Raw genomic sequence first — 11,500 nt, 5'->3', positions numbered from 1 at the left:
TTGGTCATCTGATCTAAAATCTGGTTGACGAAAGTCATAAGCCAATCTCCGATTGTCTGGTGTCTGGAAACATCCATTTAATCGGTATTGGCTTATTTTTTCATCTCATTTTTTGTCCGAACCATTGTTTGTGAGTATACTTATTATTTGCACGATTATGGGAACCTCATTTGTTAGATGTATGGGTGCCTCGCAATCATGGCAACCACAACATAAAGCCGTAATACAAAAATGGTTACAAAAAAAAATAAACTTAAGACTTGCAGTGGAGGATGATTGCATTGACTGTAAGGAATCAATAACAGCAATTCACCAAGGTGGCGGAATTTGGAAACCTATACCTAATTATCATCCCTATTATGCTGTTGGAGATTTTAATGGGGATAGTAAGCAAGACTTTGCTATCGTTCTGATAGATAAAAACAAGCAAACGAGGAAATTCGTGCTTGCAGTATTCAATGCCCCTTTTACAGAGAATAATCTGCCGTCTTTTTTGGCAGAAGGCTTAGACCTAAGTACAGGAGGACTATTCTTTGGACCACCTCGCCCCAAACCGTATCGTTTAGTCATAGGCCCTTTTGAAAGTGATAATACCCTACTCCTTATCCCCAAAGGGAAAACTTATTTTCTTAAATAATCCAAATTCAGGGTATATGCCTAGCAATTATGATTTTGGTGTAAAAATGATTTTAATTTTTTCTTTTGCACTGTTGGGGGTATCTTGCTCGACTAGTTCACCGCCACTTGATAAAGAAATCTATGGCAAAGTAACCCTTAATAATCAATGGCAAGAGATTACTTTTAAAGAGCCTTTAACTCCTGAGAGACAAATCAGTGAATTAGTAATTTGGCTTGCTGAAGAGAAGAACTATTGTGCGGATTTTCCATCAGGGAAAATTAAAACTTCTGATGGGAGTTTAATGATTCCAGAAGGCCAAATTATTGCTCAAGATGGTACAGTTTATGAGTTGCACAGTGTCGGTTTAAGCAACACGGGAGTAACTTTAGGAGGATACGTGCCTAACAAAACTCTCAGTATCCCCAAAGACAAGACTTATACAAAAGTGCGTCTTCGATGTTCCCAACCTTTGGTATGTCGGCAGATAGTTTGGCGCAACTATAATCCTTGGGATTATAAATAGTCGTATGTTGTTGGGACTGCGAAGGCAGTTGCAATGATTGAAACAAGCAACCCAGTTGCAAGGATTCTATTGGTCGTTGGTTATTGCGTCCTGTGCTTTATCCTTTTATCAGTTACTTACCCAATCTCAGATCGGTTTGCGCAAATGGTTCAGGTGTCTCACACCACGATTATTTTTGAATACCTCTTTATGAGCCTTATCGTTACTTTCATTGGTCTGGTTGGGGTGCCTGTGCTGACCTTGTGGGCTAAGGAATCCCGCCTGAATGAGCGTTTTGATTCGCGTGGTTACGTCCTTTATTGTATTAGCGGCGTTTGGGTACTGGATGGTGCCGATGCAGAGTCCCGAACCCAGTCTTTCTTTCATAAGAGTGCCATTTTTTTCAGAATTTAAATTCCTGATTTTCATTTTTTATGATGCGCCGGCTTTTGCTGTACTTGCCGGAGTTTATTACTGGAAATAACTTCACCAATCTATCAACAATCTCACTTTGCCGATTGACAAGCCGGCTAATTTATAAAATCATATCGCATTCGCTTGCCCTGAGAATCGCTTCTCTGAAACAATAATTCACCCCCTGCTTTTATTAAAAAATATTCTCGGTTATAACGGAAAAGAGATTTGAAGTATGGAAAACCGGACTCATCACAGTGGAACAAGACCAACGGTCAGCAATAAACAGGTCGTCCTGATTTTTATGATTGGCATCTTCATGATGTTTGTCGCTTTCTGGGCGGGACTCGCCGTCATTAAAGGGAGTATCACGCCAGATGCCGGTGAAAACAGAAACGCCGTGACGCATCAGAAAAAAGCGACAACCGCACAAGAGGCTTCAATCAATCCGGCAGTCAATTTGGAATCGAATGCAACCAGTGAAACGCCCACGGCTGAAACCCGCTACGTGATTCACGTCGCCTCGTGCGGCACCCGTGAAGAAGCCGAAAAATATGAACTCGAATTGAAACGCGCAGGCTATTTAAGCGCCTATGTCAAACAGTCCACAGACGGACTCTATCACGTAGACATCGGCATCTATAAAGAACGCCAGGACGCGCAACAGGCTGCCAACGATCTCTCATTGCATTACAAACAGACGATGATTTATCAAAACGATAAACATTAAATATTTTTTCCTGAATCGCCCACATCAAATTTATGCTGGTTCAACTCGAAGGATTAAAACCCAAAGCCGCACCCCGACTCCCCGAATGGTTACGTAAACCTGAGCGTCACGCCGAAGCCGATCACGATTTGAAAGTGCTGTTGCGTCGGCGCGCTTTGCACACGGTTTGCGAAGAAGCGCGTTGCCCGAATCGCAATGAATGTTTTGCGCGGGGAGCCGCGACCTTCATGATTTTGGGCGATATTTGCAGCCGCAGTTGCGGATTCTGCTCCGTCAAAACCGGACGCGGGTTGCCGATGCAGTCGCTCGCCGCAGAACCCGAACAGGTCGCCGAAGCCGCCGCGCAACTTGATCTTCGTTACGTGGTCATCACTTCGGTCAATCGCGATGAACTCGCGGATGGCGGCGCGACGCATTTTGCCAAAACCATTCACGCCGTGCGTCGTCGTTTGCCTGCCGCGCAAATCGAAGTGCTGACGCCCGACTTCAAAGGCAATCTTGAAGCCTTGCATCTGGTGCTTGATGCTCGACCTGACACTTACAATCACAATGTCGAATCGGTGCCCAGACTTTATCGAGTGGTGCGACCGCAGGCGGATTATCAGCAGTCGCTCGAGGTATTGAAAGCAGCGCACGCTTATGCGCCCGATATTTTGACCAAGTCGGGATTGATGGTTGGTTTTGGCGAACGCCGCGACGAAGTCAAACGCCTGCTCGAAGATTTGCGAACTCACGATGTCGATGTCGTTACCATCGGTCAATATCTGCAACCGACCCGAAAGCATTTGCCGGTTGCAGAGTATGTCCACCCGGATATTTTTGCCGAGTATCAGGCGTTTGGTGAAAGTCTGGGATTTCGCGCGGTGTTTGCCGGTCCCCTGGTGCGCAGTTCTTACATGGCTGACCTCGTACACCAACAAGCCCTTTAATTGCGGATTGCGAATTGCGGATTGCGGATTGAAGGTTTGCTTGTCAAAATTTCCGCGAGCGATTCAAACCGTAGACGGATAAATGATGAAAGCATCCAAATTTCAATATCCGAAATTCACCATCCGCAATCTGAAATTTAATCCCGGTAAGCTTTTCGATTCATCGCTTATAAACCTTCTCTCATTAAGTAAAGGTTCTTCAATTAAGTCAATCCGCAATGGGAATAATTCGCAATCCGCAATCCGCAATCCGCAATTGAAAGCTATTTGCAATCACAGCAGTTTTCCGCCTTCGGAAGGAACTTTTTCGCAAGAGGACATCCTCGCCGCGCGTTTGCACGTCACCAAAGTTTTGCCTTATCAACAAGCCTCGCCGCCTTTTGTCAACAGCCTGTTTTTAGCCGTCGTATCGGGCTTTCTGCTGGTCTTCGCGTTTCCCAACTGGGGACTGTGGTCGCTCGGTTGGGTGGGCGTTGCGCCGCTCATTATGGCGGTGGCGCGTGAGCAAAAATTCTGGCGTTCGTTCTGGTTAGGGTGGACGACCGGCACAATTTTTTATCTGGGCACATCCTACTGGGTCACTTATTCGATGCATCACTATGGCGGCATTCCGCTGTGGATAAGTTACTTGATTGCTTTACTCATTGCCGCGATTTTCGGGGTGTTTACCGCCTTGTTTGCGGGCGTTCTGGGATTGGCGATAAAAGCCTTCGGCGGCTGGGCGATTTTAACTGCGCCCCTGTTATGGGCAGCAAGCGAATGGTTGCGATTTGAGGTGACGGGCGTCGGTTGGAATCAACTCGGTTATTCGCAGGCGTTTCAACCCATCATTATTCAAATGGCGAAACTCGGCGGGGTTTATCTGGTGAGCGCGTTTCTGGTAGCTATCAGCGCCGCCGTGGTCTATTCGCTGGTCTATCTCGGTTATCGTCGCGGCTGGCTCGCCTTCACAATTGCCGGCGTGCTCGCCATCATTGTTGTGCTCTGGGGTATGTGGCAGATTCCGATCAAATCGCCACGAGGGTCGCTCAATATAATAATTGTTCAACCGAATGTTCCAATCAACGGGGATTGGGGCAATGAAAAATTTGAAACCGAGATGCTCTTGCGGCACATCGCGCTTACCGATTCGGAGATAACGACGTTTCTTAACCCGGAGGGAAAAGTAGATGTGAATGGCGTTGAACAAAACTCGACAACCGGAGCAGAGAAAAAACGCATTGATTTAGTTATCTGGCCTGAATCGCCGATGAATTTTCAATACGAGCGCGATGAGAAATTGAAGAAGCGACTCGCGGAGTTTACCAGACGCCACAAGGTCTATTTGCTCATCAATGGTTGGGGCGAAGCTAAAAGTGGTGACGCCAAAGATGCGACTTACAACAGCGCGTTGCTGATTAGCCCAAGTGGTGAGCTAATCAGTCGCTATGATAAACTGGCATTGATGCCGTTTGGCGAATACGTTCCGGCGCGTGGTTGGATTCCCTTTATGGATAAAATTCCGGCGCTGGTGGCTGATGTGACGGCAGGCAAAGATTTGGCGCTTGGTGAAATCGCTGACGCGAAAATCGGCACCATGATTTGTTTTGAAGCCACACGACCCGACCTTGCTCGTCGCTTTAGAAAAGCGGGCGCGTCAACGATTGTGCAGCTTTCCAATGAATCGTGGTTCGGGCCGACCGCTGCGGCGCGACAGGTGCTGGCGCACGCGGTTTTTCGCGCCGTTGAAAACAATATCGAGTTGATTCGCGTAACCAATTCAGGCGCGTCGGCACAGATTACCGCAAATGGCGACGTGCTTAACGAAACGCCGATGTTTGAAACCGCAACCCGCGTCTGGAGCGCCAGCAGCAGTGATGAAATGCAAAATTCGCCTGCAACTGTTTACACGCGCCTCGGTGATGTACTGGCAATTATCTGCGCTGTATTGAGTGCAGGGCTGATGATTGCGGCAATAATTTTTGAACGCTTAAAAAAGAAAGACGAAGACAATGATTGATGAATTGAGAAATAGATACGAAGACCTTTCAGCAAGAGTCTCAGAACTCAGGAGGTTTCTTTGACGCAGATGCCAAACGTAAAGAACTGGCGCGTGTCGAAGAAGAAATCGCCAAACCCGATTTCTGGAATGACCAGGAGAAAGCGCAAAAGGTTTTAAAACAGCGTAGCCGTCTGGAAAACGCCGTGAAAAAATCGGAAACCTTCGTGCGCGATGTGGAAGACGCCGCCGTGCTTTTTGAATTTGCTGCCGAAGACGAAAGCTCTTTGAAAGAATTGCAAACCCTGCTTGACCGTTTGCAAAGCGAAGTCGAAGAGACCGAAACCGAGATGTTGCTTTCCGGTCGCAACGATGCGCGCAATGCGATTGTCACCATCAACGCCGGAGCGGGCGGCACAGACGCCCAGGATTGGGCGCAGATGCTTTTGAGAATGTATCTGCGTTGGGCTGAACGACGGGGCTTTAAAACCGAACTGGTGGATGAACAGCCGGGCAAAGAAGCCGGAATCAAGAGCGCCACCTTCACGCTTGAAGGCGAATACGCTTATGGATTGATGGCTGCCGAAGCCGGTGTGCATCGCCTCGTTAGACTCAGTCCCTTCAACGCCGGGTCGAGTCGCGAAACCAGTTTCGCATCGGTGTTCGTGTATCCCGAAATCGAAGAGGATGTCGAGATTGAAATTCAGGAAAAGGATTTGCGCGTTGACACCTATCGTTCGACGGGCGCAGGCGGGCAGCACATCAACACTACGGATTCGGCTGTGCGCATCACCCATTTGCCGACGGGGTTGGTGGTCACTTGTCAAAATCAACGCTCGCAACATCAGAACCGCGAAGTCGCCATGCGCATTTTGAAATCGCGGCTTTATGAACTCGAAATGGAGAAGCGTCGCGCCGAGACCGCGCAGCTTGAAGAATCGAAGCGCGATATTTCTTTCGGTTCGCAGATTCGCAACTATGTGCTGCATCCTTATCGTCTGGCAAAAGATGTGCGCACCAAATATGAACGTTCGGATGTGGACACGGTTCTGGATGGCGATTTGGATGATTTCATCAAAAGCTATCTGGTGCATAAGAGCAAGGGCGCGCTTGAAAGTGCCGCCGCCAGTGTTGAGTAATCGAAAGTGACCGTAGCCCGACCGTCAGGGAGGCATAATGTGAACCCGTTGAGGAAGGGTCTAAAGACCGCGACGATTCGTGAAATGCAGTCAGCGACCGCTTGTTCAACTTAAATTATTTTCGCGTAAAATATTGAATTGAAGCCGCAGGAAGGCGAAACCGTTGGGTGAATAGTTTGAAGATTCAGTGGCTCTTGAAATTATTCAGCGAACGCTTCTGAAAAAGTTAGCGCCTTTTTGCGGCTTCAGGTTTTTGTGGCTTTTATTCTTGAGGCAGATTGTCGTAAGATTCGCTGGAGAAAATGGGGGCGAGTTCATGAGCAGTAAACCACGGGTTAAAAAAGCGAACAAACGTTCGCTTGCCAATGAAATTTTAGCAATAGTTCTGGCATTGATTGCCATCCTGCTTTTGCTAAGCCTTGTTACCTACGACCCGAAAGACCCAAGCTGGCATTCGGTCGGACCCCAACAAAAACCTACGAATTTCATCGGCGCATTCGGCGCTTATGCGGGCAATCTGCTGCTCGAATGGTTCGGCATTGCGGCGCTGGCGATTCCGCTTTTGCTGGCGTTTATCGGTTGGCGAATGTTTTTCAACGAATCGCTCAGCGTGCCTTTGCGCAAAGGTATCAGCTCAACTTTTCTGCTCATTGCGCTCTCAGGATTTTTGGCGCTCTTTCCGAAAATGGGACTCGCCATGCTTGAACACTCGTCGAGCAATGGCGGCATGGTCGGCTACATCGTCGAAGGCGCCTTCGCGGGCGTGTTGAATACGATTGGCGCGGCAATTGTACTAACCTTCGCAATGGCGGTTTTGTTGATGCTGACGCTGGAATTATCCGTGAGCCACATCGCTGCGTGGGTGCGCTCTGTAAAACAGAGCGGCGTGATTACCAACAAATCGGGGCTTGGTTTTACAGAGCGTTTACGAGGCTGGTGGGCAGAACATCGTGAACGTCGCCGGATTGCCGCAGAGGAACGCCGTCAATTTGAAGCTGAACAACTGAGGCTTGAGGAAGCGGAAAATTTAGCTCGTGAACGCGAAACTCAGGCTGAAACGCGGCGCAAAAAACTGAGCGAAGAGAATCGCGAAAAACGTGTCAAAGAAGAAAAGCCGGTTGCTGCGGTACTGGCAGATGCTTTAAAGAAAGAGGAAGCTTCGGAAGTTAAGCCGGAACCGATTATTACACCAGTGGTTGCAAAACCCGTTCGCACAGAAGCCGCGCAAAACGGCAATCCGAAAATCGAGTCAGCAAAAGACGAATTGAAAGAGCCGCAACGGCTGGTTGCAACGGCGCAAACCACGCAAACCACTGCTACAAACGGGCAGGCGACAACTCCTGCTGCAAGCGAAGCGACAGACCCGGCAACGCCTGCGCCGAATGCCCGCACCCATGCGGCAGCCGCTTATCGCGCTTATACGACAAAGACCGAGCAGTTAAAAGCCGGTCGCGATTTGGCAAGCGAAATCACCATGGACCCGGATGTTGTCGAGATGACCTCGACGGCTTACATTGAACGCACCGTTCCGACCAAGCCGCTCGGCACCGCCAAACCCGAAAAAGAGGAAACCTCCAGGCGCAAAGTCGTTGTCCAAAAAGCGCATTATGAAATGCCGTCGATTGGTTTGCTCGAAGTGCCGATTGGACACAACGAACAGGCTGAGGGGGAATTGCGCGAACGGGCGACGATTCTTGCCGAAAAATGCAAAGAGTTCGGCGTCGTCGGACATATCCATCGCATCAACCCGGGACCTGTAGTCACAACCTTTGAATTCAAACCCGACCCCGGCATCAAATACGCCCGCGTCGTTGGTCTTGCAGATGATTTGTGTCTGGCGCTCAAAGCCGAATCCATTCGCATCGACCGCATACCGGGCAAATCCACCGTCGGTATCGAAGCGCCCAATCTGCATCGCGAAAAAATTTTATTGCGCGAAGTCATTGAATCGCCGCGCTTTCAAAACTCGAAATCGAAACTCACCGTGGCGCTCGGCAAGACCATCAACGGCGAAGAGTACATCACAGACCTCGCGGATATGCCACACCTGTTGATTGCGGGCGCGACCGGCGCTGGTAAATCGGTCACCATGAATGCGCTGATTTGTTCGATTCTCTATAAAGCCTCGCCCGATGAAGTGAAGTTCATCATGGTTGACCCCAAGCGCGTCGAACTTGGGCTTTATGAAAACATTCCGCACTTGCTGACGCCCATTGTCACCGACCCGAAACGCGCTGCCAATGCCTTGAAATGGGCGGTGAATGAAATGGAAAATCGCTACAAAGAACTGGCGAAATACGGCGTGCGCAACATCGAGCAATATAATAAACAGGTTGAAGAATTGACCCACCCGACGCTTTCGGCAGATGATCCGAACGCGCCGAAACATTTGCCTTATATCGTCATTGCGATTGATGAACTGGCGGATTTGATGATGGTGGCGCGCAGCGAAGTTGAAACTTCGATTGCCAGACTTGCGCAGATGGCGCGCGCCGTCGGCATCCACCTGGTGCTGGCGACGCAAAGACCTTCAGTTGACATCATCACCGGCGTCATCAAAGCCAACATTCCTTCGCGCATCGCGTTTCGGGTTTCCTCGAAAGTTGACTCGCGCACGATTATTGACACCAATGGCGCAGAGGCGTTGCTTGGACAGGGCGATATGCTTTTTTTGCCGCCGCGAACCTCGCGCATCATTCGTGTACATGGCTCGTTTGTCAACGAAGCCGAAGTCAAAGCGATTTCCGACCATGCGCGCAAACAGGCGGAGCCGAATTTCAACGAACTGGTGACTATGACTGAACAGGAAGCCGAAGGGGTGACGGGCGAGTTGGGTGAGCGCGATGAACTTTACGATGAAGCGTTGATGATTGTCATCGATATGGGACGCGCTTCGACCTCTGTGTTGCAGCGGCGGTTGTCGATTGGTTACGGACGCGCTGCGAAAATTTTGGATATGATGGAACGCGAAGGCTTCATCGGGCCTGCGGAAGGCTCGAAACCCCGCAAAGTGTTAAGCGCGGCTTATGAATTTCGTGACCGCCTTTCCGAGATGCAGGAAGAGGATTTCGATTAAGCATCAGGCTTGAAGCAACGGTTTTACGATTCATCTTGAGCAAACTTGAGGAAAGTTTTGCACAGGCTCAGGATAAACGGCACGTCCTGGTTTAACAATTCGGCGAAAAAGCCTGTAAAATTGCGAGTCGTCGCTTTAATTGTTGAAATAATTATGGTTTTTTAAGTAAACAGAATTTGAACAAAATCTGTGCAAAGTGCTGAAAGTCCCCAAATCTCAAAATTTGCATTTTTGCCGGGCAGGTTTTTCACAGGGTTTTCCACAAGCTCTGTGGAAAACTTTTAGCTTTTGGCGGTGGAGTGAGGAAAGGTTTTATGGCTTTGATTTCTTTTACAGCGAATCATGAAGACCTGTCTACGGACAAGGGCTATCAGTTCAAATTTTTCTGCGACAAATGCGGCAACGGGCATATGACGCGGTTTCAACCTTCGATAACCGGAATGGCGGGAGGGTTTTTACGAGCCGCTGGCGACCTGTTCGGCGGCGTCTTTTCAAGCGCCGGAAACAGCGCCTATGAAATTCAACGCTCCATCGGCGGCAAAGCGCACGATGACGCTTTCGCGGCGGCTGTCGAAGAGGCAAAAGGCTATTTCAAACAATGCACACGTTGCGGCAAATGGGTTTGCCCGGAAGTTTGCTGGAACCCCAAAGCGGGACTTTGCGAAGATTGCGCGCCCGATTTTGAAGAACATTTTACTGCGAACCGCGCACAGGCAATGGTAGACGCGGCGCGCAATCAGTTGCACGAAAAAGCCCAGCAGACGGATTACGCATCAAGCGTCGATATGCGCGCGGGAACCAGCACCCCGCAAACCGCCATCAGTTGCCCGTCATGCGGCGCAAAAACCACCGGCAGCAAATTCTGCCCCGAATGCGGCTCGCCCATTCAAATCAAACTCACCTGCACCGGTTGCGGCTTTCAACCCGAAGGCACACCGAAATTCTGTCCCGAATGCGGTGTAAAAATGCCTTTGCGGTAGAGTCTGGTGAGTCTGGCAAGTCTTGCGAGTCGAAAGTGAATATGAATGACTGTGGCGGTTTTAATACGTATCAAATTCGATGACTCGCTGGACTGGCTAGACGGCGCTGGACTCGCTAGACTTTTTCTTCTATGACCAAGCCTTACGTTGCTGCATCGAGTTATCTGAACACCGCCCCGCTTTGTTATTCATTTATCTATGGCTCACAACAAGACCGCTGCGAATTTCTTTCGGACGCGGCGCCCGCCGTCTGTTCCGATATGCTGAAAAGCAAACGCGCTGACGCGGCGATGATTCCCGCGATTGAATATCAACGCATCCCCGATTTGCTGGCGGTGCGTGAGGTCTGCGTCGCTTCAAAAAATAAGGTGCGAAGCGTGGTGCTGGCTTCACGTGTACCGATTGAAGCGGTGCGCTCAGTTGCGCTTGATACCTCTTCGCGAACCTCTGCGACGTTGATTCAAATCATCCTGAAGCGGTTTTACGGACTCCAGCCCGCCTATCGCACCGCGCCGCCGCGCATTGCCGAGATGCTTGAAACCGATGATGCGGCGTTGATTATTGGTGACCCGGCAATGCTCATTGACCGCGCGCAATTGAACGTCTATGACCTCGCCGCTGAATGGCGCAAACACACAGGCTTGCCGTTTGTCTTTGCCTTTTGGGCACTGCGCAAAGATTCTGAAGTCGGACTTGGCGACGTAGATTTTGTTGCCGCAAAACGCGAAGGCTTAGCGAATAAAGAAAAACTTGCGGCGATGTACTGCGAAAGTCTCGGCTTGCCGCATGATGAACTCGTCGCTTATATGACAGAAAATATCTGTTACGACCTTGATGAAGAGAGTTTGCAGGGCTTGAATCTTTATTACCGGTTGGCAGCAGAACAGGGATTGATTGATGAAGCGCGAAAGGTAGAGTTTTTGTAGTCGAACTACTGTCAATCGGAGAGCAACCTTCAACAGGTCGTAAAGAGATGATGAGGTTAAGAAGCAGTCTAAAGACTGCAACTTGGCAGCGCGAGAAACTGCAACGGATTAATATTTTTTGAATTGATTAAATGCGGCGAGTGAATTTAAAAGGATGGTTGGTTTCTAGTTTTCGGCTAGTCTTTGAGCGGAATCAAGCCTGCAACT

General features: G+C 49.4%; 10 protein-coding genes. All 10 read left to right on the top strand.

Annotated elements, in window-relative coordinates; translation table 11 throughout:
• Window positions 1-157: 157 nt before the first annotated feature.
• The 10 genes from AB1757_27280 to AB1757_27235 all read left to right on the top strand — a co-directional run bounded on the left by AB1757_27280 (window position 158) and on the right by AB1757_27235 (window position 11,293).
• Window positions 158-637, top strand: coding sequence for a hypothetical protein (locus AB1757_27280; GenBank protein ID MEW6130762.1), 480 nt, complete (start codon window positions 158-160; stop codon window positions 635-637).
• Window positions 638-653: 16 nt separating this feature from the next.
• On the top strand, window positions 654-1,142 hold the full coding sequence (locus AB1757_27275; GenBank protein MEW6130761.1) for a hypothetical protein: 489 nt from the start codon (window positions 654-656) through the stop codon (window positions 1,140-1,142).
• A gap of 33 nt (window positions 1,143-1,175) precedes the next feature.
• Window positions 1,176-1,535, top strand: coding sequence for a hypothetical protein (locus AB1757_27270; GenBank protein MEW6130760.1), 360 nt, complete (start codon window positions 1,176-1,178; stop codon window positions 1,533-1,535).
• 235 nt (window positions 1,536-1,770) lie between these two features.
• Window positions 1,771-2,265, top strand: coding sequence for an SPOR domain-containing protein (locus AB1757_27265; GenBank protein MEW6130759.1), 495 nt, complete (start codon window positions 1,771-1,773; stop codon window positions 2,263-2,265).
• A gap of 32 nt (window positions 2,266-2,297) precedes the next feature.
• Window positions 2,298-3,194, top strand: coding sequence for a lipoyl synthase (gene lipA / locus AB1757_27260; GenBank protein MEW6130758.1), 897 nt, complete (start codon window positions 2,298-2,300; stop codon window positions 3,192-3,194).
• A gap of 82 nt (window positions 3,195-3,276) precedes the next feature.
• Entirely contained in the window at window positions 3,277-5,193 is a 1,917-nt protein-coding gene (lnt, locus tag AB1757_27255) for an apolipoprotein N-acyltransferase (GenBank protein MEW6130757.1), read from the top strand.
• A protein-coding gene (prfB, locus tag AB1757_27250; GenBank protein MEW6130756.1) for a peptide chain release factor 2 occupies window positions 5,186-6,311 on the top strand; the annotation gives its coding sequence in 2 pieces (ribosomal slippage) (window positions 5,186-5,254 and window positions 5,256-6,311; 1,125 coding nt in all). Before lnt ends, prfB begins: the two co-directional genes overlap by 8 nt.
• 316 nt (window positions 6,312-6,627) lie before the next feature.
• Window positions 6,628-9,387, top strand: a complete 2,760-nt coding sequence (locus AB1757_27245; GenBank protein ID MEW6130755.1) for a DNA translocase FtsK — start codon at window positions 6,628-6,630, stop codon at window positions 9,385-9,387.
• Between the two features lie 314 nt (window positions 9,388-9,701).
• The gene (locus AB1757_27240) at window positions 9,702-10,367 is read left to right on the top strand and encodes a zinc ribbon domain-containing protein (protein MEW6130754.1); all 666 of its coding nucleotides are present in this window, start codon (window positions 9,702-9,704) and stop codon (window positions 10,365-10,367) included.
• 131 nt (window positions 10,368-10,498) lie between these two features.
• Window positions 10,499-11,293, top strand: a complete 795-nt coding sequence (locus AB1757_27235; protein MEW6130753.1) for a menaquinone biosynthesis protein — start codon at window positions 10,499-10,501, stop codon at window positions 11,291-11,293.
• Window positions 11,294-11,500: the final 207 nt, after the last annotated feature.

It is taken from the genome of Acidobacteriota bacterium, assembly GCA_040754075.1.
Taxonomy (GTDB): Bacteria; Acidobacteriota; Blastocatellia; order UBA7656; family UBA7656; genus JBFMDH01.
The sequence above is the reverse complement of the archived record's forward strand: the minus strand, read 5'-3'. Positions and strand labels throughout refer to the sequence as shown.

Coding starts and splice junctions, on each gene's coding strand:
- lipA (MEW6130758.1), top strand. CDS start 2,298: ATGCTGGTTCAACTCGAAGGATTAAAACCCAAAGCCGCACCCCGACTC.
- lnt (MEW6130757.1), top strand. CDS start 3,277: ATGATGAAAGCATCCAAATTTCAATATCCGAAATTCACCATCCGCAAT.
- AB1757_27245 (MEW6130755.1), top strand. CDS start 6,628: ATGAGCAGTAAACCACGGGTTAAAAAAGCGAACAAACGTTCGCTTGCC.
- AB1757_27240 (MEW6130754.1), top strand. CDS start 9,702: ATGGCTTTGATTTCTTTTACAGCGAATCATGAAGACCTGTCTACGGAC.
- AB1757_27280 (MEW6130762.1), top strand. CDS start 158: ATGGGAACCTCATTTGTTAGATGTATGGGTGCCTCGCAATCATGGCAA.
- AB1757_27265 (MEW6130759.1), top strand. CDS start 1,771: ATGGAAAACCGGACTCATCACAGTGGAACAAGACCAACGGTCAGCAAT.
- AB1757_27270 (MEW6130760.1), top strand. CDS start 1,176: ATGATTGAAACAAGCAACCCAGTTGCAAGGATTCTATTGGTCGTTGGT.
- AB1757_27275 (MEW6130761.1), top strand. CDS start 654: ATGCCTAGCAATTATGATTTTGGTGTAAAAATGATTTTAATTTTTTCT.
- AB1757_27235 (MEW6130753.1), top strand. CDS start 10,499: ATGACCAAGCCTTACGTTGCTGCATCGAGTTATCTGAACACCGCCCCG.